A 26,571-nucleotide genomic window follows, 5' to 3' on the forward strand; every position below is an offset into this window, starting at 1 on the left:
ACATTAACCTTTTCAGGGAGTAGCTGAACCATGCGTATCCTGGTTGTTGAAGACGATTCTGACCTGCGCCGCCAATTGGCCGACGTGCTGGGCCAGTCCGGTTATGCCGTGGACCTGGCCGCCGACGGCGAGGATGGCCACTTCCTGGGTGATACCGAACCGTATGACGCCGTGATCCTGGACCTTGGCCTGCCCAAGATGGACGGGGTGAGCGTGCTGAAGAAGTGGCGCGCGGATGGCAAATCCTTCCCGGTCCTGATTCTGACCGCGCGCGATTCGTGGAGCGAGAAAGTGGCCGGCTTCGATGCCGGGGCCGACGATTACCTGACCAAGCCATTCATCACCGAAGAGCTGCTGGCGCGTCTGCGTGCCTTGCTGCGCCGTGCGGCCGGGCACTCTGCGGCGACGCTGGAAGCGGGCAAGCTGATGGTCGACACCCGCGCCGCGCGGGCCATGGTCAATGGCGAGCCGGTGAAGCTGACCGCCCATGAATATCGCGTCCTGTCCTACCTGATGCATCATCAGGGCCGGGTTGTTCCGCGTACGGAGCTGGTGGAACATATCTACGATCAGGACTTCGACCGCGATTCGAATACGATCGAGGTTTTCATCGGGCGTCTGCGCCGGAAGATCGGACAGGAGCGGATCCAGACCGAACGCGGTCTCGGCTATCGTCTGGTCGTGCCGGAGAACGAAGCGCGCATGGCCGGCTGATGCCGGCCCGCGCTGAATGCCGGGTATGAGCGAAGCCGACACCAAACCTGTTACATTCCTTGACCGCTGGACACGCTTGTCGCTGGCCCGGCGGATCATTCTGGCCGCAGCCGTCTGGGGCCTGATCGTCCTGATTGGTGGCGCCCTTGCCTTGTCGGCCTTGTACCGGGCGCAGACATTGTCCCTGCTGTCCGACGATCTCGACCAGACCCTGATTACCCTGACACGTGACATGACGCGCGAAGGGGCGTTCCTGCCCGATGGCCGGGTGACGGACGACAATCACGTCTTCCTGTCGACCGATTCCCGCTATCAGACCCAGTATTCCGGGCGTTACTGGGCGATCGTTGCGGTCGACGAAGACGGTGCGCCAACCGGCGACCTGCGCTCACGCAGCCTTTGGGATGAACCGGTCCCGATGTCGCCGCGCCTGCTGAAGCGCGCGCTCGGCACGCCGGGCACGACGCAATTTGGCATTGGTCCGGGGCCTGCCGGCCAGAGAATTTTCGCTGCGGCCAAGGCCATTTTTGTCGAGAACCGGGAGACGCCGCTTGTGCTGGTCGCGGCGGCGGACAGGGCGCAGAACGATGCGGCGGCGACCCGGTTCCGCAACCTGCTGATCGGTACGATGGTCGTGCTCTTTGGTAGCGTCTTCGCGGCCATGGTGGCAGGCATCCGTTATTCCCTGCGCCCGCTGGTGAAACTGGGGAACGACATTGCCGAGATCCGGGAAGGCACGCGCCTGAAACTGGCCGACGACTACCCGTCCGAAGTGCAGCCGCTGACGGAAGAGCTGAACAAGCTGGTGGATCACAACCGGCAGGTGGTGGAGCGGGCGCGGACGCATGTCGGCAATCTCGCCCACGCGCTGAAGACGCCGATTGCGGTGCTGCGCAACGAGGCGACGGGCAAGACGCAACTGGACGATGTCGTGCGCCGCCAGGTCGATTCCATGCAGACCAATGTGGAGCACTACCTGAAGCGCGCCCGAATGGCGGCCCGTGCGGAGGCGCTGGGCGCCCGCACCGAGCTGCGGCCCGTCCTGGATGGCATCGCCCGGCTGATGAACCGGCTCTACGATGCCAAGGGCATAGACGTGACGGTGTTCGGCGGCGACGGGGCGGTGTTCCGCGGGGAACAACAGGACCTGGAAGAGATGGTCGGCAATCTCATGGAAAATGCCTGCAAATGGGCGAAGGCCGATGTGCAGGTCAGCGTTTCGGACGATGCCAGCGAGCTGCGCATCGAAGTCGATGATGACGGGCCGGGCCTGACAGCGGAAGAACGCGAAGGTGCGCTCAAGCGCGGGGTGCGACTTGATGAAACAACCCCGGGCACCGGGCTGGGTCTGTCGATTGTCACCGAGCTGGCAGAGCTGCATAAGGGCGTGCTTGAACTGGATGAGGCCCCGGCCGGGGGCCTCCGCGCACGCCTGAGGTTTCCGAAACGATGAACCGCCTGAATATTGCCGTCGCCGGACTCTGCCTCGCCATCGCCGTGGCGGGCTATCTGGCGGTGGGAAAGCCCGGCATGCCGGACAATCCCATGGCAGAGCGCCAGGCGGGGCTTGCCGACAAGATCGCCAATGCGCCGGAAACGCTGACGCCGGCCGAAACGCTGTCGCGCCTCGAACTCGCAACCCGGCAGCGCCCGAACGACCCGCAGCCGCATTTCTTCATTGGCGAGATGCTGCGCGCCGAGGGCCGCCCGGAAGATGCCGCGCGGGCGTATCAGTCTGCGCTGCGGCGGGATGAAAATTTCGTCCCGGCGCTGGTGTCGCTGGCCGACACGCTGGTGGCTCTGTCCGGCGGCGGAGTCAGCCCGCAGGCAACGCGGCTGTATGGCCGCGCCTACGAACTCGACCAGTCGCAAGTGCGCGCCGGGATGTGGGCCGCCATGGGCGCCGCACAGGCAGGCGACCAGGACAAGGCCGAACAGGCCATGCGTTATATCTATAACAATCTCCCCGAAGACGATCCGCGCCGCGAACGCTTCAAGGGCATGATCGCAGCCATCGGGCAGGGGGAAGAAGCCCCGCCCGCGCCAGAGGCTGCCCCGTCGGAATAGGTCAGTCCCGCTTTACAGAACCTGCCGCTGCAGCGTTTTTATGAGCGTCGAGGAACGGCGGCCATCATTGGCCGGACACAATTCCAGAGTGAACCGGCAGCGCTGGCCGTCAGGTGTCACGACGGTGAGATCCTCATTGTCGGCGGCAGACGCCATCTGGTGGCGCAGATAGCGGGCCGCGTATTCGCGTGGGGGCAGTTGCGTGCGTATGAACGATTCGATGTTCTCTGCACCCTGAATGTCTCCGAAAGGGGATGCGGTGGACCAGATCCCGTCCGGATGGAACAGGCTTGCGGCTTCCCCGGCCTCCCGCCGGTCGACATAGTCGAGAAAGCGCATCAGCATTGATCGCTTGGAGCCTCTCCCTGAATAGTGCGTATGCAGCAAGTGGTGAGCCGCCGCTGAGTTCGGCTTATGCAACTGAGTTTCGTAGAGCTTCCGGACATCCGTGTTTTCGTAGGAGCGCCGGCGCGGCGCTCTGGCGTCCATGTCGTAAATCGCTTTGCTGCGCTTCTTCAGGACGTCCGGGTCCATGGATTTCGGTTCGCCGCCGCCACCGAGGCAGCCACCCGAACAAGCCATCACCTCAATCGCGACAAATTCCGTGCGCCAGTCATCCGACTCCAGCATGCGCTGGGCGGCGGCAATGCCATTGCACACGGCAACGGTTCCCACGCCGGGAATGGATGCCGTCTTCACCGCATCATGTACGCCCCGCAATTGCTGCCACTCCAGCGGAATCTGGTCTTCCAGGCCTTTGAGGTGAGCGGCTGTCCGCACCATGGCTTCCATGACGCCGCCAGAGGCCCCGAAGATCTGGGCGGCGCCGGTGCTTTCGCCGAGCGGGTTGTCGAAGCTGCCATCTTCATCCAGCGCGCCAAACGCGATGTCGCGGGACCGGATCATCCGGGCGAGTTCACGGGTGGTCAGAACATGATCCACGTCACCTGACATGCCCGGCCTTCGGGCCTCATCCTTTTTGGCCGTGCACGGCATGACGCTGACGACGTACGGCTCGGCCTTTCCGTCTGAGAACTCAGGTCCCAGCGAGCGCGCGAAATTACCTCGCTTGGTCATGGCGCCGTGCATCTGCTGGGGGGATTTCGTCGTGCTCAGATGCGCCAGCAGGTCGGGCCGGTTGAGTTCAATCCAGTTCACCCATCCCGGGCAGCAGGATGTGAACAAAGGCAGCCTTGTCCCGGCTTCGAGACGGGCCAGTAATTCCGACCCTTCCTCCATGATGGTGAGGTCGGCCGTGAAGTTGGTGTCGAACACATAATCGAACCCCAGCGCCCTCAGCGCATTGATCAGCCTGCCGGTGCTGACGGTTCCGGGCTTCATGCCGAATTCCTCGCTGATGGCGATGCGCGTGGCCGGTGCCACCTGGACCACGGAGACCCGTTTGCGGGAATCGAGGACATTCAGGACATCGTGCCAGTGAGGCGCTTCGATCAGGGCGCCGACCGGACAGACAAGCGTACACTGGCCGCAGGAAATGCAATTGGTTTCAGACAGGGGCGCGTCGAACACGGTGACAGGCAGCCGTTCATCGCCGCGTTCCGCAAATCCGATCACGTATTGCTGCTGGCCTGCTTCACCGCATGCTTCGGCACACAGGCCGCACTCGATGCATTTGGAAAGATCCCGCCAGATGCTGGGCGATGTGTGGTCAGACGAGACATGTTCGGGGTGGTCGCGAGACCCCGGCGGGACTTCCTCCCAGTGTTCCTCCCACTGGTTCTCGGCGACAAGGCGCTGCAGCCTGCATGTGCCGTTGACTTCACAGCGCATGCAGTCGTTCGGGTGCCGCGCCAGCAACCATTCCCCATTGCTGCGGCGGAACGCCCGGAGCGACTCCGAATCCGTTTCGACCACGTCGCCCTGTTTCGCCAGCGTGGTGCAGGCCGGTTGCGGTTTTTTCTCGCCTTCAACCTCGACCAGGCACATCCGGCAGACCGAATGAGATGGCAGGCCCGGATAGTGGCAAAGTGTCGGAACATGGATGCCCGCTTTCCGGGCGGCATCGAGCAGCGTCGCGCCTTCGGACAGTTCGACAGGACGTCCGTTGATCGTCAGTTCGATCATTCGAAGAAGGCCTCAAATGTCGCAGATGTCATATCGGCGAGTATAGGCGCGTGGTGCCGAATTAGACAGCCACAACTCAACGACGCATCAGAGGCCGTGCCGTTTTGCCGGGCCGCTTGTCCCGGCCGGCAGGGCTTTCGTGCAGGTTACGCCTCCACCCGCATGTCTTCCGCGTGCCAGCGCTGGGCGAGATCGTTGAGGCCTTCCAGAACGTCCTTCAGCTCAGCCCCGCGCGGGGTGAGCGAATAGGTGACGGCCGGCGGCACGGTCGGCTTGTAGTCCCGGTGGATGAGGCCAGCGCCTTCCAGCATGCGCAGCCGCTCGGTCAGCACTTTGGAGGAAATGCCGGGCATGCCGGCTTTCAGCTCACCGTAGCGTTGCGGCCCCTGAGAGCGCAGCAGCCACAGGATATAAGTCGTCCACGGCCCCATCAGCAGTTTCAGCAGGGAATCCATTGGGCAGGCCGTGTGATTTTCGTTCTGCGGTTTCGTTGTTCTGGTCATGGGGCACCTGTGAGCTGAGAAAAAGTCTGCCTGGCCCTTTAGTTACTATTTGGAACCTACTTTTTCAAGGGAACCGCTGACCTATATGGGCCAGGTCGGGCGCTATGAAGGGCCCCACGAAACACATAGCGGAGTAGGACACATGACAAAGATCGCAATCGTGTATTTCAGCGGCTACGGCCACACTCAGAAACAGGCGGAAGCCGTGCACGCCGGGGCCAGCTCGGTGGAGGGCGCCGACGTAAAACTGTTCCGGATCAATGAAGAAGGCGACCTCGGCGAAGGCGAATTCGAAGCGCTGGCCGGATATGACGCCATCATCTATGGCAGCCCGACCTATATGGGCGGCCCGGCCTGGCAGTTCAAAAAGTTCGCCGATGCCACGTCCAAGCCCTGGTTTACGCAGGAATGGAAAGACAAGATCGCCGGCGGCTTCACCAACTCCGCCTCTGTGAACGGCGACAAGAAGGCGACGCTCGACTATTTCTTCACCCTGTCGCAACAGCACGGGCAGGTCTGGGTCGGGACCGGCCTCCTGCCGGCGAACACCAAGGCCCACGGGCCGGACGATGTGAACTGGACCGGTGGATTCTCGGGCGCGATGGCCATTTCCCCGTCGGATGCTTCGCCCGAAGAAGCGCCGGGCAAGGGCGATCTCGAAACGGCCCGCCAATACGGTGTGCGGGTGGCGGAAGCCGCGAAACGCTGGGCACAATAAGCCATCGGGACGGGCGGCAGGTGCGATGCATCTGCCGCACTCCCATTTCTGCGCATTGCGCTCTATAAGACCCGCATGCGCGCACGCACTCGACGACTCTATACGTTTGGCATCGCCGCCGTCCTGCTGCTGGCCGCAGCGGGCCTTGCGTTCATGGCCCTGCGCCAGAATGCCAACCTGTTCTACACGCCTCACACGCTGGCCGAGAAAGGCCTGCCGAAAGAGGGACGTGAGGTGAAGGTCGGCGGCTGGGTCGAGCCTGGCTCCCTGACCTATTCGGCGGATGGCGCCACCATGATGTTTACCGTGATCGACAGCAGCGATGCCGACATCAAGGTGTCGTTCACCGGCATTGCGCCGGACCTGTTCCGCGAAGGGCAAGGCGTCGTCGCCATTGGCCAGTTCAATGCCGACCGGACATTCACCGCCCGCCAGATCCTCGCCAAGCATGACGAGAACTACCAGCCACGTGAATTGCGGCCCGAGGCAATCGGCGGATGATCGAAGCCGGGCACTTTGCGGCCTTTCTGGCGCTGGGCGCCGCGCTGGCGCAGACGGTCTTCGGCCTGAGGGGCGACCGCCGCTGGGCAGGCATGGCCGCCGTCACCGGTTTCGGCCTTATGGCGTTTTCCTTCCTGACGCTGGTGCATGCCTTTGCCGTGTCGGATTTTTCACTCAAATTGGTGGCCAGCAATTCCCACACGCTGAAGCCGATGCTCTACAAGATCGCCGGCACCTGGGGGAACCATGAAGGCTCCATGGCGCTCTGGGCGCTGGTGACATTTGCCTTCGGCGCCGCGGCGGCGGCCTTGATGAAGACCGGCCGGGAGCGTTTCGAGGCGCGTGCGCTCGGCGTGCAGGGCTTCCTGGCCGCGGGGGCGATGGGTTACCTGCTGTTTGCATCCTCGCCTTATCTGCGGCTGGATCCGGCACCGTTCCAGGGGGCGGGATTGAACCCGTTGTTGCAGGACCCTGCGCTGTCGTTCCACCCGCCGATGCTTTATCTGGGCTATGTCGGCTATTCCTTTGTCTTTGCGCTGGCCGCAGCGGGCATGATGGAAGGCCGGATCGACCGGGTGTGGGCCAAGGAGGCCCGGCGCTGGTCGCTTGCCGCCTTCGTACCGCTCACCTTCGGCATCGCGCTGGGATCATACTGGGCCTATTACGAGCTCGGCTGGGGCGGCTGGTGGTTCTGGGATCCGGTGGAGAATGCTTCGCTGATGCCCTGGCTGATCGGCGCCGCCTTGCTGCACTCCGTCATCGTCACGGAAAAGCGCGAGAACTTTTCCGCCTGGACCGCGCTGCTGGCCGTGCTGGCCTTCCTGTTCTCGATCATGGGCGCGTTCCTTGTGCGTTCGGGCGTGCTGACATCGGTTCACGCCTTTGCCGTCGATCCGGAACGCGGGATGGTCCTGTTGTTTGGACTGATGGTCTATGGCGTGCTCGCGCTCGGCCTGTTCGTCTGGCGCGGGCCGGTCCTGAAAGGCGCGAAGCCCTGGCTGGTCACCAGCCGGGAAGGCGCGCTGATGGCAAACAATATCGTGCTCATCGTGGCAGCGCTGACCGTCCTGCTGGGCACACTGTTCCCGCTGATGGCCGAAGCGGCGGGGCGTACAATGTCCGTTGGCGAACCATATTTCCGGCTGACCTTCGTGCCGATCCTGGCCATTCTCCTGATCCTGCTGCCCGTGGCGCAGAGCTGGGCCTGGGGCAAGGCCGACCTGAAACAATGGTCACGTTGGGCGATTGCAGGCGCCGCGCTGGTCGCCGTGTTCGCCGCGTTGGGCGTTGGTGTGTGGAATATCTCGCTGGGGGCAGCATTTGGGCTGGCCCTTGGCGTTTGGCTGATCGGCGGCGCCTTGTGGGAACTCCGGCGTCGCGCCGTCACGCTGAAGCGGGTGTTTCGTGTGTCACCGCGTGTCTGGGGCATGACGCTGGCGCATATGGGAATTGGCCTGTTCATCATCGGCGCCGTGATCGAGACGACCGGGCGCTACGAGACAACTGTCGCGCTGTCCGAAGGCGGGTCCGGCCAGGCGGCTGGCTGGACACTGACGCTGGATGATGTCGGCTCGATCGAAGGGCCGAACTGGTACGCCGACAAGGCCGTCCTGACAGCGGTGAAGGGCGGGGTGAAAACCGTACTGGAGCCGATGAAGCGTTACTATCCTGCCGCACGTATGCCGACGACGGAGACGGCAATCTACAAGACCGGCACGGGCGACCTCTATGCGGCGCTGGGCGAGCAACGCGTCGTGGACGGGCAGGCGCGCTGGGTGTTCCGGGTCTACTTCAATCCGCTGATCGATTTCGTATACTTCGGCGTGCTCCTGATTGGCCTTGGCGGCGCTCTCTGCATGGTGAAAGTGAAGCGATGAAAGCGCTGTTCCTGTCTCTCGTGATCGCACTGGCCGCCGACGTGCCGCTGGATAATCAAGCAGAGGAGGCGCGCGCGCAGGCCTTGATGCGGGAACTTCGCTGCGTGGCGTGCGAGAATGAGCCTGTGTCCCAGTCCGCGGCGCCGATTGCCGAAGACATGCGTATGCGCATCCGCGAAATGGTCGGGGAAGGATCTACCGACCAGGAAGTGCGTGACTGGTTCGAGAGCCGGTATGGCGAGTTTGTCCTGTTCCGTCCGAAGAGCAACAATCTCAGCGGCCTGTTGCTTTGGGTCGGCCCGTTCGTCCTGCTCGCCATTGGCGCGCTGATCGGTTTCCTCACCGCGCGGCGGAAACGGACGGTCGTGGACCAGATCGAACCGGAAGACGTCTGACTCCACCGTCCTGCCGAACGTCATCGCGAAATTGTGAGGGGTTGGGTTTGCCGGCGCCGACCCCCGTGGGAATAGCCGTCAGGCTGGGTGGGGACATTGCTTGACGTCTGAATGGGACTTCGCGTGCCACCTTGGCAGTAGGCAGGCAGTACGAAGTGGTGATTGACACCGGTAGGCCCGGGGATTGGGCCCTTCCAGCGCCGGCAACTGGCGTGAGGCGAAGGCGCGACGATGCAACTGCCTGTCAGGCATGCGGTTAATCAAGCGCACAAATCAGCCCCTTCTGATCTATAGTGAAGACTAGTATGTCTCGCAAACTGTAGTAATTCAAGGGCTTTTTCCATTTCTTGATGCACGCGGTATGAATAACCAAGAATACCCTTGGGGGTTTCAGATATCGTGCCGGAGGCCGGCTCTACCCGACCGAGAAGATGCTTTTTCCGCAAGGATACGACCTGGGCCATCGTCCCTGCCGACCCGCCTCTGACACATCCGGACGGACCGGGTGAGCTGTCGGCCGGCTGTCGACCGATTATGAAGCAGAAGGCTGATCTCCTGATTCCATTCGACTTACTGTCTTTTAATGACCACATTGCCGCTCGTATGATTATGTAACGTTCGATCGTACAAACGGCGATATTTCAGAGAGTTGGAGAGAGAATTCATGAAACTTGGCATTTCTCGGCAGGCACTGGTTGCAGCGCTTTTTGGAGCGGCGGCGGTTGGGACCCTGTCGATCGCGCCTCAGATTCTCAGTCCCGAGGCAGGTGCCCAGCCGATCGCCATTCAGGCGCCCGCTGGCGCTCCGATGAGCTTTGCCGATCTGATTGAGCGAGTCGAACCCGCCGTGGTCAGCGTGAACGTGGTGTCCGAGCGCAAGGTCAACAACACGGGAGACATGGAGGAGTTCTTCGAGCAGTTCCGAGGTCTTCCGGGACTCGATGAATTTCTGCAACAGCGGCGCCAGCAAGAAGAAGAAGGCGCAGAGCCGCAGACCCGTGAAGCGCGGTCGCTTGGCTCAGGCTTCTTCATCTCGCAGGACGGCTACATTGTGACCAACAATCACGTCGTCGAGAATGCCGTCCAGATCGAAGTGGTCAACAAGGATGGCGACGAGATGGAAGCCGAACTGGTCGGCACCGATCCTGACACCGATCTCGCCGTCATCAAGGTGAAGGAAAAGGGGCATTACCCCTATGTCCGGTTCGGCAACTCCCACAATCTTCGCAAGGGCGACTGGGTTGTGGCCCTTGGTAATCCCTTCGGCTTCAGCGGCACGGCCACTGCCGGCATCCTTTCCGCGGATGGCCGGGAGCTCGGCAATGACAGCCCGTATACGGACTTTCTTCAGATCGACGCCGCAATCAACCGCGGCAATTCCGGCGGGCCGACCTTCGACCTGCACGGCAATGTCGTCGGGGTAAACACGCAGATCCTGTCGCCGACCGGCGGCTCGGTCGGTATCGGTTTTGCCATTCCCGCAGAACTGGCCCAGGAAGTGACGCAGGCCATCATCAAGAACGGCCACGTCTCCCGCGGCTGGCTGGGCGTGCAGATCCAGGACCTGACCGAGGACATGGCCGAAGCCCAGGGCATGCCCAACAATGACGGCTCCATCATCGCCGACGTCACCGAAGACAGCCCGGCAGACAAGGGCGGCCTGCAGCGCGGCGATATCATCCTGTCCGTGAACGGGCAGAAGGTCAGCGACGCAACCACCACAACCCGCCTGGTCGGGCGCCTGATTGCCAACACATCGAACAAGTTCGACATCATGCGCGGCGGCAAGCGCCAGACGATCAATGTCGTCGTCGGAGAGCGGGGCGACAATCTGAGCGCCCAGCGTATCCCGGCCTCGGCCCTGTCCGAAGGTTCCGGCGAGAATGCCGACGAAGCGACCATGGACTCGCTTGGCGTCACCTTTGTGCCGCTTGATGACGAGATGCGCCAGCGTCTCGGCCTCGACGAGGACGAAGCGGGCCTTGTCATCCTGGAAGTCGAGCCGGGCGGTGCGATCGAAGAAGCCGGGCTTCAGCGTGGCATGGTCATTCTGGAAGCCAATAATGAGCCGGTCTCAAGTGTCGAGGTTCTGAAGAAAGCCATCGATGCGGCCAAGAAGGCGAACCGGACCAAAGTGCTGATTGCCGTCCGCGTGGGCCAGATCACGACCTACCGCACCATCGACATCAGTGAAGACAAGTGAGGCGCAAATGTTAGACACAGTTCAGGAGGATCCGATGCGTGTGCTGGTGATCGAGGACGATGCTGAAATGGCCGGCTTCATCGAAAAGGTCCTCATCGAGGCCGGGCATTCGGTGGACAAGGCGGACGATGGCGAACGTGGACTGGCGAAAGCGCGGTCGGAAGATTTCGACGCCATGGTCGTTGACCGGATGTTGCCGGAAAAGGATGGCCTGACGCTGCTGAAGGAATTCCGCGATGCGGGCGGCACCACACCGGCGCTGTTCCTGTCGGCGCTGGGCGATGTACAGAACAAGGTGCAGGGCCTGAAGGCCGGCGCCGAGGATTACCTGGCCAAGCCTTTCGCGCCGGCCGAACTGGCGGCGCGGGTCGAGGCCCTCGGACGCCGCCAGCCGGGACAGGAACCCCCGGTGACGGTGCTCAAGGCGGGCGATCTTGAAATGAACCTGCTGACCCGCAAGGTCACACGGGCAGGCCAGAAGATCGACCTGCAGCCGCGCGAATTCCGCCTGCTGGAATACCTGATGCGCCACGCTGGCCAGGTTGTGACCCGCACCATGCTTCTGGAGAAGGTGTGGGACTATAATTTCGATCCGCAGACCAATGTGATCGATGTTCACGTCTCGCGCCTGCGCGCCAAGATCGACAAGGAATTCGACGAGCCGCTGCTGCACACGGTCCGCGGGGCCGGATATCGGCTGCAGGGCTAGACGGACGGGTAGGGCGCTGGCAGTAGCGAGCCATGAAATTCGCCCTCCCGACTTTCCTGCGAACCACCACATTCAAGCTGGCGTTGCTCTACAGCGCCATGTTCGCGGCGTTTTCGGCAGCGTTGCTGGTCTATCTCTACTACTCGACCGTCTATTACATCCGCGCGGAATCGGACCGGCGGATGGACCTGGAATTCGAACAGCTCGGCAATGCCTATTTCACCGGCGGGATGGAACGTCTCAGCGAGTCGGTGTTCGAGCGGATGACCCGCAACGGGTCGACCTTTTTCTACTACCTTGAAGATGCCTCGGGCCGCCGGATCGCCGGGCATTTTCAGCGCATGCCGGCGCACAATCCCGACCTCGACGTCCAGACGGTTTATTTCGAAGTCACGCTGACAGAGCCTGATGGATCGGAAGTCGTCCGCCCCGTCGCCGGACGTATCGTGCGCCTGCGCGACAATGGCGGGGCGTTGCTTGTTGCCTTCGACACCGCGCAGCAGACGGCGATTGTGGGGCGAATCCAGAACGCAATCTTTATTGCGGCGCCGATCGGACTCGTCCTGTCATTGCTGGGCGGGCTCCTGATCTCCCGCGGGGCAGCCCGGCGCGCCGACGAACTGGCGCGAACCGCCGAAATGGTCATGGGCGGTGAACTCGGAAGGCGTGTGCCCGTGCGCGGATCAGGTGATGAGTTCGACCGGCTGGGCCAGCGCATGAACGCCATGCTCGACCAGATCGAGAAACTGGTGGAATCGACCCGCAATACCGGCAACGCCATTGCCCACGATCTGCGGTCTCCGCTGTCCCGGTTGCGGAACCGTCTGGAAATCGCCCTGTCGGAGCCGATGTCGCGTGAGAGCGCTGAAGCGACGCTGGAAGAAACGGTTGAAGAAGTTGACCGCGTGCTCGGCACATTCAACGCAATCCTGCGTCTTGCCCGTCTGGAAGCGGGGGCCGAGGGCGAACGGGTGCGCATGGATGTCAGCGAGCTGGCGGAACAGCTCGCGGAACTGTTCGAGCCGGCCTGTGATGAGGCCGAGCAAACCTTCCGCAGCCAGATATCGAAGAACCTCATGGTGCTGGGCGACCGGGACCTGATCGGACAGGCCCTGTCGAACCTGCTGGACAACGCCATCAAGTACACGCCCGCGGGCGGTACGATCAGCCTGACCGTGGCGCGCGGACCGTCAGGCATGATCGACCTGACAGTTGTCGACACCGGGCCGGGGGTTCCGCCGGATGCACGCAAGCGAGTGGTTCAGCGGTTCCAGCGGATGGATTCGGCGCGGACCCATCCAGGCAGCGGTCTTGGCCTCGCGCTGGTCGTATCGGTTGCAGAAATGCATGGGGGTGAGCTGATCCTTTCAGATGGGAACGGCCCGGCGGAATCGCCCGGACTGAAAGCAACATTGAGGCTGCCGCGGGCATAAGCATGCTGAACGTAAGACCCATCGCGCAAACCCCTGAGGCGGCACTGGAGCTGGCCTGCGAACGGGCGCCCTATCTGCGGCGCCTGGCGGGCCGGGATCTGGAAGACCGGGACTGGCGGGAAGCGATCGAAACGGTCCGTATGCTGCCCAAGCTTGGGCAAAAACCGATTGAAGAGGCGATGCGCGTCCTGCGGCGCGCCAAGCAGGCAACCCACCTCTCGCTGGCGGGGGAAGACCTGTCGGGCACACTGGATGTGATGGACGTCACCATGGTGCTGACCGAGCTGGCCTGTGAATGTGTCGACACTGCCCTGAAAGTGGCGCTTGCGCATTACGGCCTGTCTGGGGACGGCATCTTCGCCATTGCGCTGGGAAAGATGGGGGCATTCGAACTCAACTATTCCAGCGATATCGATTTCTGTATTTTTTACGATCCGGACGTGTTCGACGGAGGCGACCGCTCGCCCGGCGAGGCGGCCCAGCGCGTTGCGCGTGACATCGTGCGCATGTTCGATGACATGACAGAAGACGGATACGTCTTCCGCACCGATTTACGTCTCCGGCCAGATCCGTCCTCGACGCCGCTCGCCGTCTCCACCGCCATGGCGGAGATCTATTACGAGAGTGTTGGCCAGAACTGGGAGCGGATGGTCTGGATCAAGGCGCGCCCCGCCGCCGGCGACATTGCCGCGGCGAAGCGCTTTCTGAAGGGTATGGAGCCATATGTGTGGCGCCGGAACCTCGACTATTGGGCCATTGGCGACATTCAGGCCATCAAGCGGATGATCAACACGAAGGCCAAGGCGCATGAGTTCAATATACCGAACCCGGACATCAAGCTTGGCCCGGGCGGCATTCGTGAGATCGAATTCTTCGTTCAGACCCAGCAATTGATCCTTGGCGGCCGGCGTCCGGAGTTGCGGGACAATACCACGCTGGGCGCGATGGAGGCCTTGCGCGCGGGCGGGGTGGTCGAGGACGATACGGCCCGCGACCTGACCGAAGCCTATCGCCAGTTGCGCAATGTCGAACATCGCATCCAGATGCGGAACGATGAGCAGACACATACCCTGCCGAAGGACCCTGAAGCCCGTGAAGCCGTCGCCTTTCTCAGCGGCTACGGCAATCTTGAGGACTTCGACCGGGACGTTCTGGAAACGCGCCGCCTCGTGCAGTCGGCCTATGATGCCCTGTTCGCGGCGGAAGACCGTGCGGCCGGGGAAACCCGGTCAGGCAATTTCGTCTTCACCGGCGTCGACGATGATCCGGGGACGGTTGAAACGCTGCAGGACCTCGGCTTCAGCGATCCGAGCGCGGCCATTGAGACCATTCGCAGCTGGCACCGCGGCCGCGTCCCGGCCACGCGCACAGGGCGCGGACGGGAATTGCTGACGGCCATCCTGCCGCGGCTGCTGGAAGACATGGGCAAGACGGGCGAGGCGGACGAGGCATTCCGCTGGTTTTCCCGCTTCTTCGGTGGTCTGTCGTCCGGTGTGCAGACGCTGGCCATGCTGCTCGCGGAGCCGGATCTGCTGGACGATCTGGTCGCGACGCTGGCGCTGGCGCCACGTCTGGCCGAGATCCTGTCGCGCCGTCCGGACCTGTTGGAGTCGCTGGTCAGCGGGCAGGCGCCTGTCCGCCCCGAGATCGGACCGGATACGAGCTTCGATGGTGCGCTGGATGCCTGGCGCCGCTATCACCGTGACCAGCACTTCCTGACGGGGCACCGCCTGTTGCATGGCCTGATCCCGGCCCGCGACGCAGCGGAATACTGGACAGCGCTGGCCGACGACACGATCAGGGAAATGGCCGCGGCGGCGAAGTGGGAAACCGAGCGGCGCAACGGACCGCAGCCAGGCCAATGGGGCGTATTCGCCATGGGCAAGCTGGGTGGCAGGGAACTCACCGCCGGATCCGATCTCGACATTCTCGTGATTTACGATGCCGATCCGATGGAAGCGCAGAAATGGTACACCCGCTTCACCCAGCGCCTCATCACGGCCCTGTCGGCACCGACAGCGGAAGGTGCGCTGTACGAAGTGGACATGCGCCTGCGCCCCTCTGGCCGGGCCGGGCCTGTCGCGGTCAGCCTGCCAGCGTTCAAATCCTATCAGCACAAGGAAGCCTGGACGTGGGAGCATATGGCGCTGACCCGGCTACGCCCCGTTGTGGGCGATGAGGGGCTCGGCCAGGCTGTCATGGACATTGCCATAGATGCGATCACGGAACGTGCACGGACCAACGCGGATACGATCCCGGCGGATATTACCGACATGCGCAACCGGCTGTACCGCGAAAAGCCGGGCAAGGGGCTGTGGGATTTGAAAACGGCCGCGGGCGGATTGATCGACGTGGAGTTCATCGTCCAGCAGGACATGCTTCTGGGTGGCCAGCCGGAAGCGATCTGCGCCTCCACACAGGAGGCAATCCAGTGTTCGACATTCAATATCGAGGAACGCCTTCTGCTCGCCGATGGCCTGGGTCTTCTCCAGGCGCTGCAGCAGGTTCAGCGCGTGGCCATCGGTACGGAAACACGTTCGGATGTCATGCCGGCGGGCCTGCGTGACCGGCTCTGCCGGGCGGTGGAAGCGTCCACATTCCGCGACCTGGAAACCGAATTATCTTCCATAAAATCAAGGCTGCACCAGTTTGCTGTCGAAAAACTGCATCTCGGTGCGACGGAAAGCTGACCTCCTCCCGTTCTATAAACACTGGCTGCCTGGACACAATGGCGGCCGCTAAAGAGAGGAGCTACCCCCTTATGAAACGGATTGTTCTCGCGACAGCATCCCTGGCTGCCATTGCAGCCATCGCCCTTCCGGCCGCCGCTTATGGTGGACGCGGCGACGGCATGCAGCGCCATTCAGACATGATGAAAATGCTCGACACGGACGGTGACGGCACGGTCTCCGAAGCGGAAATCAAGGCGCACAAGGCCCAGATGTTCCCCGCAATCGACACCAATGATGACGGCGTTCTTTCACAGGAAGAATTGTCCGCGCATCAGGATGTCATGCGCGCCCAGATGAAATCGAAATTCGAATCGCGCCGCGGCGACCGCGTGGACAACATGTTCGACCGGTACGACACCAACAAGGATGGGTCGATCACGCGTGACGAAGTCGCGGCCGTTCAGGCGGCGCGGACAGCCAAGTGGGAAGCGAAAAAAGCTGAGCGCCAGGCCCAATGGGCCGAGAAGAGCGCCGAGATGCAGGCCGCGCGCTTTGCGAAGATGGACACGGACGGCAATGGCACGATCAGCCAGGAAGAGTTCGAGTCCGCCCCGATGGGCCCCGGCGGCCCTGGCAAGCGCGGCAAATACCGCGGGATGGGTCCCGGAATGGGCTCCGGTATGGTCATGGATGACATGCCGGCGCCCCCGGAAGACGAATAGGACACCGGGCTCAGGCCTGGTGGGCGGCATCGCACGCATTCGACACGTCTCACCGTATTGAGTGCGTGCATCCCGCCTTCAACGGAGTAAGCTCGGTTCCGTGGCTTTCGTATCGGATCTCGACCAGATCACACGGGCGGCGGCGGGTGACCCGTCTGCCGTCTCGTGGCTGGTCGACCGGTACTCACCGGGTGTTCTCGGCCTGGCAACACGGATGCTGGGCGACCGGATGGAAGCAGAAGACGTGACACAGGAAACATTCCTCCGCGCATGGAAAGCGCTGCCGGGCTGGGAGCCGCGGGCGAAGTTCTCGACCTGGCTGCATCGTGTCGCGCTCAACCTCTGCTACGATATCCTGCGCAAGCGGCGGGAATCGCTGCCCGGTGAATTGCCGGAGATGACGGACCCGGAATTGACGCCGCCTGAACGCCTGCTGCAAACCGAGCGGGTGAAAGCGATCGAAACCGCTATCGCTGCCCTTCCGGAGCGCCAGGCCGCTGCCTTGACGCTCTGCGCCCTGCAGGGACACTCTCAGGTGGAGGCGGCGGAGATCATGGAAACAAGTGAAGAAGCGCTGGAAAGCCTTCTGGCGCGCGCACGGCGCAGCTTGAGGGCGACACTGGCCGAACGGAGCGTGGCATGAAGGACCCAAGGATGACACCGACCTTGTCTGACGAACGGATCCTCGATCTGATCGAGGCCTATGGCGCCGATCCCGTTGCCTTTCCGGAGGCAGAACGTGACGCCGCCGTGCGCCGCATGAACGAGGCGCCCAGCCTGTTTGCGAAGGCGCTGGATGAAGCCCGCCGTCTGGATCAGTTCCTGGACATTGTACCGGAGACCGAAGTGCCGGCATCTCTGCGTGACAGCCTGCTGGCCAGCGCTCCGAAACCCGCGCGGACCGCCCGGCCGGAGCGTGGCCTGTGGCGATTCCTGCCAGGCTGGCTGCCTGCGGGCGCCGTGGCCTCACTGGTCATGGGTTTGATGATTGGTGTGAATGTTTCGCTGCCCGCTTCGGTGGCCAGCGCCCAGACAACGGACGAGACCGACGCCGTGATGTACGCGGCCCTCGGCTTCGGGGACCTGGACCTGATGAGTGAGACCGCAGAATGAGTGACATGTCTGATACCCCCCGCAGGTGGCCGTTTTGGCTGATCGTTTCGCTGCTGGCAAACATGATCCTGGTGGGACTTCTGGCAGGCTTTCTGTTGCAGGCCGGTCCGAGAGGAAAACCGGATGGTCCGCCGGCCGAACGCATATCCTGGGGATCGCGCGATGATGGTAGCCGCGAAGTCATGAGACGTGTTTTCCGGGAAGCCTTCAGGGCTTCCGCGGAGGAACGGACGGCCCGTGCCGACGTGCGCAAGCGGCTGGCTGAAACCGTGTCGGCTGACCCTTATGACGCCGATGCGATGCGGGAAGCATTCAAGGAATTGAGATCGGCGGACGATGCCGTGAACGCGGCCACGCATGAGGCGATGGTGAATTTGTTCGCCACCATGTCCGTGGAAGAGCGCCAGCATATGGCCAGGATCCTGAGGCATGGGCCGGGGGACCGCAGGTCGCGGCACAAGCGCGGTCCGGACGGCCGCAGCGGACCGGCGGGTGACGGACCGCCCCCGCCGCCACCTGACGTCGAGCCCTGAGCAGGGTTTCCTTTCGGCGCTTGCCGTTCCACAGTGATGGCAAAACGGGAGGGCCGAATGAGAGAATACACTGATTATGATGGACTGGGTCTGGCGGAGCTGGTCCGCAGCAAACAGGTCAGCGCCGGAGAGCTGCTGGATGCGGCGGTCACACGGGCGGAAGCGGCGCAGGAAACGCTGAACTGTTTCACCGCGCTTTATCCGGACCTCGCCAAATCGCAGCTGGACTCAGGCATCGGCAGCGGTCCGTTCGCAGGCGTGCCGTTTGTCACAAAAGACCTTGCCGTTGAGGTGAAGGGCGCGCCGCTGACCAATGGCTCGGTTGCCTGGAAGGGTAATGTGGCCCAGCGGGATTCGGTGCTGACCGAACGCTATCGCCAGGCAGGGCTTGTCTTCTTCGGCCAGACGACCAGCCCGGAATACGGCCTGACCACCACGACCGAATCCACGCTTTACGGTCAGACACGAAACCCGTGGGATCTGACGCGCACCTCGGGCGGCTCGTCCGGCGGGGCCAGCGCAGCCGTGGCGGCCGGTGTGCTGCCGGTCGCGCAGGCCAGTGATGGCGGCGGATCGATCCGTATTCCGGCGTCCTGCACGGGCCTGTTCGGCATCAAGCCGTCGCGCGGCCGGGTGCCGATGGGGCCGGGGCGGACCGAAGGCTGGAACGGCATGTCCACCGTCCACGCCGTCAGCCGCAGCGTGCGGGACAGCGCCGCCCTGCTGGATGCCTGCCATGGCCGTGAAACCGGCAGCCGCTATGTCGCCCCGCTGCCGGACCGTCCGTATCTGGAGGAAGTGTCCCGCGATCCGGGCAAGTTGCGGATTGCTCTGTGGCGCAAGGCGCCGAACGGGACGATGCCGGACGCCGATGCGGAGGCAGGTCTCGTCGCGACGGCGAAACTTCTGGAAGAGCTTGGCCATGACGTGGTCGAGACCGGACCGGAGTTCGACGGCGAACTGCTCGCCAAATATGCGCTGTTCACGATCTCCGCCAATATTGCCGCCGCCTTCGACGACCGCTCCGAGATGCTGGGCCGGCCAGTACGCGAGGATGAGATGGAGCTGATCACGGCGTCCATGGCCGCGCTCGGCCGTACGGTGCCGATGGTGGAACTGGCCAAGGCCAACAACCTCTTCAATTCGGTCGCGATCGACTATGAGCAATTCCTTATTGATGGCGGGTTTGACCTGACCCTCTCGCCCGTCACGCACCGTGCGCCCGACAAGCTGGGCACCATGTCGCTGGCGCAGGATGGCGATGCGATGGGCAAGGCGCTCGCCGGGTTCGGCGCGCATTGCCCGATCTTCAACCAGACCGGCTGCCCGGCCATGTCCGTGCCGCTGCACTGGACCGATGCGACCGAAGACGCGCCAGGCGGGCTGCCGATTGGCATGATGTTTGGCGGACGGCTCGGGTCTGAAAGTCTTTTGTTCCGTCTGGCTGGACAATTGGAACAGGCCCGGCCATGGGCAGGTAAACGCCCGCCGCACTGGGTGGGCTGAACCAGACGGACGAAAGACGATGAGTGAGCTGAAGACCCATTCCGGCGGATGCCATTGCGGCGCGGTGCGCTGGGAGGTCGACCTGCCGGATGCCTTCGAGGTGGAAGACTGCAACTGCTCCATCTGTGCGATGTCGGGCAATATCCACATCATCGTTCCGTCGAGCCGTTTCCGCCTGCTGCAGGGGAATGACAATCTTGCCGAGTACACGTTCAACACGGGCGCGGCGAAACACCTTTTCTGCAAGACGTGCGGGGTGAAGAGCTTCTACATCCCGCGGTCAAACCCGGACGGCGTCGCGGTGACCTGGCGATGCATCGATGACTGGCAGGATCTGAACGCCACGGTGAACAGGTTCGACGGGCAGAACTGGGAGCAGCACGCCCACACGCTGGCGCACAAGTCGAAAGCCTGAGGCGTCAGTCCAGACTGTCGAGGATGCGGTGCATTTCCTCGTCGGACCAGCCGAAATGGTGGCCGTATTCGTGGATGGTGACGTGGCTCACCAGCTCCTCCAGCGTGACATCGCCCCGCGCGGCCCATTCGAACAGGATGGGCAGGCGGAAGAGATAGACCAGCGGCGACTGCATCGACGGGTGTGTCACGCTCTCATGGATCAGCGGCACGCCAGAATAGAGACCGCTCAGTTCCAGCGCGTCCCGGATCTTCATCTCGTCGAGGATCTCGTCCTCGGCATAGTCTTCCACGATGATGCGCACCGCCCCTGCGGCGGTCTGCATATGCTGGGGCAGGCGGGCGATGCAGGCTTCGGCGAGGGCGAGAATATCCTCTGCCGTCGGAGCGGTCTGGTCCAGCATGCTCACGTGAGCGTCACCGCCGTGCCGGAGACCGCGACCATCATCATCGAGCCCGACTGGCCGATGACGGTGTAGTCGAATTTCGTGCCGACGATCGCATTGGCGCCCAGCTTCTTTGCTTCGTCCATCATTTCGGCCATGGCGTCGTCGCGCGTTTCGCGCAGCGTGCTTTCATAGGCCTCGGAGCGCCCGCCCACGAGATTGGTCAGGCTGGCCAGGATATCCTTGCCAAGGTGCGCCCCGATCACGACCTCGCCGCAAACGACGCCGAGATATTTGGTGATCTCATGGCCCTGAACCGTAGGCGTGGTGGTGACGAGCATATGGGGCAATCCTTTTAATTATCGAATAACGATATATTTGGGGAGTCTGGCCCGGCGTTTCAAGAGGGCTTTTCCAATACCAGCGCGGTCCATTCAACGCCCCGGGCCTTGTTTTCAGACATGATGGAGTTTCTGCGGACATGGCTGACGGGGCGGAGGCCGGAAGGCGCGGCGAGGGCGATGGTTTCTTCGCCTGTCACGTCGAACATGCGGCGTCCGTCCGGAATGGGCCCGTGCCGCAGGCTCATGAACAGCCGCCCGCCCGGCACCAACAGCGCAGCAACGCGGTCCATGCCGATGGCGCGTTCATCCGCTGTCAGGTGCATCCAGACGGCATTCATCATCACCATGCCGAACGCCTCGCCGCGGGCGCGTGTATTCACCAGTTCCGGCAGGCTGTCTTCCAGCCAGGTGATCTGAGGTTCCGGATGAAGCTTTGCCGCCCGCCGGCGCATTGTCTCGACGGGTTCCACCGCCAGCACCGAATGGCCCAGCGAGGCGAGCCAGGCCGCGTCGCGCCCGGTGCCTGCACCAATGTCCAGAGTGCGCACCGGAGGCGCCGGAAACAGATGACGCCAGTGCGCATGAGTCTCTGGCGCCGACAGCGCCTCATACCGCACGAACAGGTCATCCGCCTCTTCAGCGTATCCGGAGGTTGAGATCAGCTCGGCCATGGCGGAAGCCTATCAGATGCCTCCGCCCCGGCAATCGGCCGAGTTATTCCGCCGCCGTCTTCGCTCCATCATCCCCGCCGGTCAGGATTTCCAGCATCTTCAGGGCGCTGTCGGCGATGACGGTGCCGGGCGGGAAGATGGCGGAGGCCCCGGCGGCGTAGAGCGCGTCGAAGTCCTGCGGCGGGATCACGCCGCCCACGATGATGCGGGCGTTGGCCGCGCCTTCATTGCCGAGCGCGCGCTTCAGTTCCGGCACCAGCGTCAGGTGGCCGGCGGCGAGCGAGGAGGCGGCGACGATGTCCACGCCTTGTTCGCGCGCATCGGCGGCGGCTTCTTCCGGCGTCTGGAACAGCGGGCCGATCACAACGTCCCAGCCAAGGTCCATCAGCGCGGAGGCGACGACCTTCTGGCCGCGGTCGTGGCCGTCCTGGCCCATCTTGGCGATGTAGACTTTCGGCTTGCGGCCGTTCTGCTTCTCAAAGGCTTCGGCGAGGCTGATGGCTTCGTCGGCTTTTTCGGTGCCTTTCACGCCGCCGCCATAGACGCCCTTGATGGAGCGGATGATGGCCTGGTGGCGGCCCTGGCTGCGTTCGACGGCTTCGGAGATCTCGCCAACTGTTGCCTTGGCGCGCGCGGCATCCACGGCGAGCGCGAGGAGGTTGCCTTCGGTGCCAGCGGCAGCCTCGGCGATCGCGTCCAGCTTGGCGGTGACTTCGGCTTCATCGCGTTCGGACTTCAGGCGGGCCAGCTTGTCGAGCTGCATCTTGCGCACGGCGGCGTTGTCGACTTTCAGCACCGGCACGTCTTCGTCTTCGTCCAGCAGGAATTTGTTGACGCCGACCACGGTCTGCGTGCCGCTGTCGATGCGCGCCTGCGTGTTCGCGGCGGCTTCCTCGATGCGCAGTTTCGGCAGGCCTTCCTCGATGGCTTTCGCCATGCCGCCCATCTTTTCGACTTCCTCGATATGGGCGAGGGCCTTGGCGGCGAGGTCGTGCGTCAGGCGTTCCACATAATAGGAGCCGCCCCACATATCGACCGTCTGGCAGGCGCCGGCTTCCTGTTGCAGGAACAGCTGGGTGTTCCGGCTGATCCGGGCGGAGAAGTCCGTCGGTAGGGCAAGCGCTTCGTCGAAGCTGTTCGTGTGCAGCGACTGCGTCTGGCCGCCCGTGGCCGCGATGGCCTCAAGACAGGTGCGGATGACGTTGTTGTAAACGTCCTGCGCGGTCAGCGACCAGCCGGAGGTTTGCGAGTGCGTCCGCAGGCTGAGGGATTTCGGATTCTTCGGATTGAAATTCTCTTTCACGAGCTTCGCCCAGAGCAGGCGCGCCGCCCGCATCTTGGCGACTTCCATGAACGTGTTCATGCCAATCGCCCAGAAGAAGGACAGGCGCGGCGCAAACGCGTCGACGTCGAGGCCTGCGGCCACACCGGCGCGGATATATTCGATGCCGTCGGCCAGCGTATAGGCGAGCTCCAGGTCTGCCGTCGCACCGGCTTCCTGCATGTGATAGCCGGAGATCGAGATCGAGTTGAACTTCGGCATGTTCTGCGACGTATAGGCGAAGATGTCCGAAATGATCCGCATCGACGGCTTGGGCGGATAGATATAGGTGTTCCGCACCATGAATTCTTTGAGGATGTCGTTCTGGATCGTCCCGGCCAGCTTCTCCGGCCCGACGCCCTGTTCCTCAGCCGCCACAATATAGAGCGCGAGGATCGGCAGAACCGCGCCGTTCATCGTCATGGAGACGGACATCTTGTCCAGCGGAATGCCGGAAAAGAGGGTGCGCATGTCGAGAATGGAGTCGATGGCCACACCGGCCATGCCGACATCGCCCGACACGCGGACATGGTCTGAGTCATAGCCACGGTGCGTCGCCAGGTCGAACGCGACCGAGAGGCCTTTCTGACCGGCGGCCAGGTTGCGGCGGTAGAAGGCGTTGGAGTCTTCCGCCGTGGAGAAGCCCGCATACTGACGAACCGTCCAGGGCTGGTTCGTGTACATGGTCGGGTAGGGGCCACGGCCGAACGGGGCGAGCCCCGGAAAATCGTCCAGATAGTCCAGCCCGGCGCGGTCCGCCTCGGTATAGGCGGTCTTCACCGGGATGCCTTCCGGGGTATCCCAGGCTTCGCCGGTTTTCGGGGCGGCGGCCTTCGCGTGCGGGGCGCCGAGGTCGAGTTTTGTGAAATCGGGGAAGTCGGTCATCGGGACATCTCCAGATTAGCCGTCCATTCGGGGGTCGGCTGTTTCAGGATGAGGGTTTCGCCGGACGTGGCGACATAAGGCTTGCCGTTCTGGTCGACGGCGCCAAACACATAGCCCGACCGGTCGGCGGACCATTGTGCCTGCAGGATGATCACAGACACCCGGTCGCCATTGTCGCGCGTGAGCACGGCGGGCAGCGGGCAATCGACCGGGGCGACACTGTCCTCGCCTGATCCGGCCGTGGCGAAGATGGCGCGGTTTTCCCGCACATCCCGTTCAATTGCCGGGCGGCCCTTCACGCAAGGGTGGTGGGCCCAGTTATCGAGAGTGAATTCCAGCATCATGGCGATCACAGCCCCAGTTCTGCGTGGGCGAGTTTCAGATTGTGCAGCACGTCGCAGCCCATGAAGATCTGCGAGTCGATGCCGTCGCCTTCATGCTTGCCGGCGATCCAGACATGTTGCGCACCTGCCTCTTTCAGGGCCTTGGCAGCGGCGTCTGATTCGTCAGCATAACGGGCATCGCTTCCGCAGATGCAGGCGATGCGAAGACCGGACGCCTTGAACCCAGCCGCAATGTCGGCTGGGGAGGCGGGCGGCACCGGCGGCTCTTTCGCGGTGAGGCCGCCAGCGGCGAACAGGTTGCGGGCAAAGTCTGCGCGGCCGGTATATTCCGCGAGCGGGCCGAGCGTGGCGAGATAGATCGCCGGCGGCTTGGCGGCCGCGGCGGCGCTGTCGCGCAGGAGTTCGAAGTCGGCGCCGAGGTGGATCGGTTCCAGCGGCTCGGCGGTTGCGTCGTCGCCCGTCTCTGGTGGCAGGTCCGGCAGCAGCGCCTGCAGCGCTTCGTCCGTCAGTTCCGCGCCGCTGCGCAAATGCGGCGCATCGGCCACCGGGGCGGCAATCTCGTCCAGCAGCGGGAATTCGGAAACGCCCGTGACCGGGATCTTGCGCTTGGCGATGTCCTTGGCGCGGGCGTCGCGGGTCGCTTTCACGCGGCCCTGGAAGGCGCCGGACATCAGGGACGCAGCATAGCCGCCTTCGCCTTCGATCGTCTGGAATTCGGCCCAGGCCGCTTCGGCCAGTTCGCTGGCGAATGTCTCGGTGAACCAGGCGCCGCCCGTCGGGTCCGCCACGCGGCCGAGCTGGCTTTCTTCCATGGCGATCAGCTGGGTGTTGCGCGCGATGCGGCGGCCGAGTTCTTCCGGTGTGCCCAGCGGTTCGTTGAAGGCGCGGATGGTCAGGATGTCTGCGCCACCGACGGCACCTGCAAAGGCGGCCGCCGTGTTGCGCAGCATGTTCGTCCACGCGTCGTAACGGGTCAGCATGCGGGCAGAACTGTAGCCCTGAATGCGCATGGGCCGGGCCTCAAGGCCAAGTGCCTCTTCGACGCGGGCCCACAACCGGCGCGCGGCGCGCAGCTTGGCAACGCCGTTGCCGTAATTGGCGTCCAGGGAGAGGCAGAAGATGGTTTTCGCCACCACGTCCGCAGCATCCATGTGCGGCGCGAGGCGGCGCAGCGTGTCGACCGCAGAGGCGATCAGCGCGGCGAGTTCCTGCGCTTCCGATCCGCCGGCCTCATGTACGGCGCGGGCATCCATGCGGAACAGGTTCGCGGCGGGGTATTTTGAGGCCAGGACCTTGGCCAGCGCGCTTGCCTCGGCAAAGGCGGCGTCCAGACCACCGGCCAGCGTGCCGGTGCGGGCGAGGGCGCCCAGCGGGTCCATATTGAAGTCGAGTTTTGCGTCGGCCTTGTTCCGGGCCCACTCGGCCAGGAAGGCGGCTTCGCGCGTGCCGGAGGTCATGACCGGGTCAAGCGCTACGCCCGCGATGGTCGCGTCGACGCCATTCAAGGCAATGTCATAGTCCGGCATAGTCATGGCCTGGACACCGTTTCGGCCGGTCGGATCGACGCTCAATTCAACCGAACTCACGCCGCGTTCCAGGTCGCGCAGCACTTCCCCATGCGTGTGCGAGGGCGACGCATGGGTAAAGGCCTGCCGGATATCCCAGGGCAGCCACGGGTCCGGCGCCGCCGTCGGTCCACGCAGATAAGGCGCCACGCCGGGCGTGCCCAGCGGGTCCTCAGACGCGGGAAAATCGCTCTCACGGTAGAGCGGGCGGATCTTCAGCCCATCTGCCGTGGTGCGGGTGATTGTGTCGATGCCACGGCCCTTGAGGGCCTTTTCGACCGCAGCCATCCATTCGGCTTCGGTGGCGTCGGGAAATGTGCTGGAAAGCGGGAGGATATCGTCTGCCATGATGGGTCCGTTTATTGGCGGAAAGAATTGCAAAAGGGAACCACTTACTTGGCGGCATTCCGTAGCGGCCCGGAACGAGTTGACGCAAGCGTCTTTTAATGCGATTGAGAATTATTCGCAAAAAGGAGACTCCCATGAAACAAGCACGCGCGGTTCTGAGGCTCGTTTCCTGCGAAAACCCCGAAAATACAAGAGATTCCGGCACTCGTGAATCTGGCGCACGCCGGGCCGAAGCACGGCATGAAGGAAGTGCGGACCATCGTCCGGCGGACACTTCCTGTCCGTGCGGGCCGCTGCAAGGCGAGGGCGATGCAGCGCGCGGCGTGCGCCAGGACCTTCTGAAGGAGTGGATGGGGTCTCACACCCGAATCCTTGGCCTCTGGCTCGACAGGCTCCTGGAGGAGGGGGACGACGCCGACCTCGTCTCCATGATTCACCGCCAGCATGCCTGGCTGTCCATGATGCAGGCCCGGATGGAGCGCGGCTGACCTCACGTCCGGCTTGCGGTGCATTCGCGCGGCAGGTTTAGTTCCCGGCAGAAC

26 protein-coding genes are annotated in these 26,571 nt (G+C 63.4%); 18 read left to right on the forward strand and 8 right to left on the reverse strand.

From position 1 onward, the window contains the following. Positions 1 to 30: 30 nt before the first annotated feature. The 3 genes from HAD_RS09385 to HAD_RS09395 are packed head-to-tail and all read left to right on the forward strand — an operon-like array spanning position 31 to position 2,781. Complete coding sequence (locus tag HAD_RS09385) at positions 31 to 714, forward strand: response regulator transcription factor (protein ID WP_035570680.1); 684 nt, start codon at positions 31 to 33, stop codon at positions 712 to 714. 25 nt (positions 715 to 739) lie between these two features. Beyond that, complete coding sequence (locus tag HAD_RS09390; protein ID WP_035570682.1) at positions 740 to 2,167, forward strand: ATP-binding protein; 1,428 nt, start codon at positions 740 to 742, stop codon at positions 2,165 to 2,167. Next, the gene (locus HAD_RS09395; RefSeq protein WP_035570683.1) at positions 2,164 to 2,781 is read left to right on the forward strand and encodes a tetratricopeptide repeat protein; all 618 of its coding nucleotides are present in this window, start codon (positions 2,164 to 2,166) and stop codon (positions 2,779 to 2,781) included. The genes HAD_RS09390 and HAD_RS09395 overlap by 4 nt, the downstream gene beginning before the upstream one ends. Before the next feature lie 12 nt (positions 2,782 to 2,793). Here HAD_RS09395 and HAD_RS09400 read toward each other — a convergent pair whose 3' ends face one another. Both HAD_RS09400 and HAD_RS09405 read right to left on the reverse strand, forming a co-directional pair. Next, the gene (locus HAD_RS09400) at positions 2,794 to 4,866 is read right to left on the reverse strand and encodes a [FeFe] hydrogenase, group A (RefSeq protein ID WP_035570686.1); all 2,073 of its coding nucleotides are present in this window, start codon (positions 4,864 to 4,866) and stop codon (positions 2,794 to 2,796) included. Between the two features lie 146 nt (positions 4,867 to 5,012). Then, positions 5,013 to 5,369 (reverse strand): winged helix-turn-helix transcriptional regulator, encoded by a 357-nt coding sequence (locus HAD_RS09405; RefSeq protein ID WP_206741249.1) that lies wholly within the window; start codon positions 5,367 to 5,369, stop codon positions 5,013 to 5,015. Positions 5,370 to 5,511: 142 nt separating this feature from the next. On the opposite strand from HAD_RS09405, the gene HAD_RS09410 reads away from it, so the two are divergent. The 14 genes from HAD_RS09410 (at position 5,512) to HAD_RS09475 (ending at position 20,166) form a co-directional block, all read left to right on the forward strand. Beyond that, the gene (locus HAD_RS09410) at positions 5,512 to 6,087 is read left to right on the forward strand and encodes a flavodoxin family protein (RefSeq protein WP_035570689.1); all 576 of its coding nucleotides are present in this window, start codon (positions 5,512 to 5,514) and stop codon (positions 6,085 to 6,087) included. Positions 6,088 to 6,162: 75 nt separating this feature from the next. Continuing rightward, positions 6,163 to 6,588, forward strand: coding sequence for a cytochrome c maturation protein CcmE (locus HAD_RS09415; RefSeq protein WP_035570692.1), 426 nt, complete (start codon positions 6,163 to 6,165; stop codon positions 6,586 to 6,588). Then, entirely contained in the window at positions 6,585 to 8,465 is a 1,881-nt protein-coding gene (locus HAD_RS09420; RefSeq protein ID WP_035570693.1) for a heme lyase CcmF/NrfE family subunit, read from the forward strand. Before HAD_RS09415 ends, HAD_RS09420 begins: the two co-directional genes overlap by 4 nt. After that, positions 8,462 to 8,860 carry a cytochrome c-type biogenesis protein gene (locus HAD_RS09425; protein WP_035570694.1) on the forward strand — a complete coding sequence of 133 codons (399 nt, stop codon included), beginning with the start codon at positions 8,462 to 8,464 and terminating at the stop codon, positions 8,858 to 8,860. The genes HAD_RS09420 and HAD_RS09425 overlap by 4 nt, the downstream gene beginning before the upstream one ends. Positions 8,861 to 9,524: 664 nt before the next feature. Beyond that, positions 9,525 to 11,063 (forward strand): Do family serine endopeptidase, encoded by a 1,539-nt coding sequence (locus tag HAD_RS09430; protein WP_035570695.1) that lies wholly within the window; start codon positions 9,525 to 9,527, stop codon positions 11,061 to 11,063. 34 nt (positions 11,064 to 11,097) lie between these two features. Further along, complete coding sequence (locus HAD_RS09435) at positions 11,098 to 11,772, forward strand: response regulator transcription factor (protein ID WP_035570696.1); 675 nt, start codon at positions 11,098 to 11,100, stop codon at positions 11,770 to 11,772. A gap of 32 nt (positions 11,773 to 11,804) precedes the next feature. Next, positions 11,805 to 13,205, forward strand: coding sequence for a sensor histidine kinase (locus HAD_RS09440; RefSeq protein ID WP_035570698.1), 1,401 nt, complete (start codon positions 11,805 to 11,807; stop codon positions 13,203 to 13,205). 2 nt (positions 13,206 to 13,207) lie between these two features. Continuing rightward, entirely contained in the window at positions 13,208 to 15,895 is a 2,688-nt protein-coding gene (locus tag HAD_RS09445; RefSeq protein WP_051596080.1) for a bifunctional [glutamine synthetase] adenylyltransferase/[glutamine synthetase]-adenylyl-L-tyrosine phosphorylase, read from the forward strand. Between the two features lie 71 nt (positions 15,896 to 15,966). Beyond that, positions 15,967 to 16,599 (forward strand): EF-hand domain-containing protein, encoded by a 633-nt coding sequence (locus HAD_RS17965; protein ID WP_051596081.1) that lies wholly within the window; start codon positions 15,967 to 15,969, stop codon positions 16,597 to 16,599. A 100-nt stretch (positions 16,600 to 16,699) separates the two neighbouring features. After that, on the forward strand, positions 16,700 to 17,242 hold the full coding sequence (locus tag HAD_RS09455) for an RNA polymerase sigma factor (RefSeq protein WP_035570700.1): 543 nt from the start codon (positions 16,700 to 16,702) through the stop codon (positions 17,240 to 17,242). Beyond that, on the forward strand, positions 17,239 to 17,712 hold the full coding sequence (locus HAD_RS17970; protein WP_156942214.1) for a hypothetical protein: 474 nt from the start codon (positions 17,239 to 17,241) through the stop codon (positions 17,710 to 17,712). The genes HAD_RS09455 and HAD_RS17970 overlap by 4 nt, the downstream gene beginning before the upstream one ends. 5 nt (positions 17,713 to 17,717) lie before the next feature. Continuing rightward, entirely contained in the window at positions 17,718 to 18,245 is a 528-nt protein-coding gene (locus HAD_RS09465; protein ID WP_035570703.1) for a periplasmic heavy metal sensor, read from the forward strand. Positions 18,246 to 18,302: 57 nt separating this feature from the next. Continuing rightward, on the forward strand, positions 18,303 to 19,751 hold the full coding sequence (locus tag HAD_RS09470; RefSeq protein ID WP_035570704.1) for an amidase: 1,449 nt from the start codon (positions 18,303 to 18,305) through the stop codon (positions 19,749 to 19,751). Between the two features lie 19 nt (positions 19,752 to 19,770). Further along, positions 19,771 to 20,166 carry a GFA family protein gene (locus HAD_RS09475; RefSeq protein WP_035570705.1) on the forward strand — a complete coding sequence of 132 codons (396 nt, stop codon included), beginning with the start codon at positions 19,771 to 19,773 and terminating at the stop codon, positions 20,164 to 20,166. 4 nt (positions 20,167 to 20,170) lie between these two features. Here HAD_RS09475 and HAD_RS09480 read toward each other — a convergent pair whose 3' ends face one another. Genes HAD_RS09480 through HAD_RS09505 form a run of 6 tightly spaced genes read right to left on the reverse strand, consistent with a single transcriptional unit; the run spans position 20,171 to position 26,029 of the window. After that, positions 20,171 to 20,569, reverse strand: coding sequence for a metallopeptidase family protein (locus tag HAD_RS09480; protein WP_051596083.1), 399 nt, complete (start codon positions 20,567 to 20,569; stop codon positions 20,171 to 20,173). 2 nt (positions 20,570 to 20,571) lie between these two features. Next, entirely contained in the window at positions 20,572 to 20,892 is a 321-nt protein-coding gene (locus tag HAD_RS09485; protein ID WP_035570707.1) for a YbjQ family protein, read from the reverse strand. Between the two features lie 59 nt (positions 20,893 to 20,951). Beyond that, positions 20,952 to 21,566, reverse strand: coding sequence for a class I SAM-dependent methyltransferase (locus HAD_RS09490; protein ID WP_035570708.1), 615 nt, complete (start codon positions 21,564 to 21,566; stop codon positions 20,952 to 20,954). Positions 21,567 to 21,609: 43 nt separating this feature from the next. Next, the gene (scpA, locus tag HAD_RS09495; RefSeq protein WP_035570710.1) at positions 21,610 to 23,772 is read right to left on the reverse strand and encodes a methylmalonyl-CoA mutase; all 2,163 of its coding nucleotides are present in this window, start codon (positions 23,770 to 23,772) and stop codon (positions 21,610 to 21,612) included. Continuing rightward, positions 23,769 to 24,113 carry a hypothetical protein gene (locus HAD_RS09500; protein ID WP_162177491.1) on the reverse strand — a complete coding sequence of 115 codons (345 nt, stop codon included), beginning with the start codon at positions 24,111 to 24,113 and terminating at the stop codon, positions 23,769 to 23,771. Before HAD_RS09500 ends, scpA begins: the two co-directional genes overlap by 4 nt. A gap of 8 nt (positions 24,114 to 24,121) precedes the next feature. Then, positions 24,122 to 26,029, reverse strand: a complete 1,908-nt coding sequence (locus HAD_RS09505; protein ID WP_035570713.1) for a methylmalonyl-CoA mutase family protein — start codon at positions 26,027 to 26,029, stop codon at positions 24,122 to 24,124. Positions 26,030 to 26,163: 134 nt separating this feature from the next. Between HAD_RS09505 and HAD_RS09510 the strand changes: the two genes are divergently transcribed. After that, complete coding sequence (locus tag HAD_RS09510; protein WP_035570716.1) at positions 26,164 to 26,517, forward strand: hypothetical protein; 354 nt, start codon at positions 26,164 to 26,166, stop codon at positions 26,515 to 26,517. The last annotated feature ends 54 nt before the right edge of the window (positions 26,518 to 26,571 follow it).

It is taken from the genome of Hyphomonas adhaerens MHS-3 (assembly GCF_000685235.1).
Lineage (GTDB): Bacteria > Pseudomonadota > Alphaproteobacteria > Caulobacterales > Hyphomonadaceae > Hyphomonas > Hyphomonas adhaerens.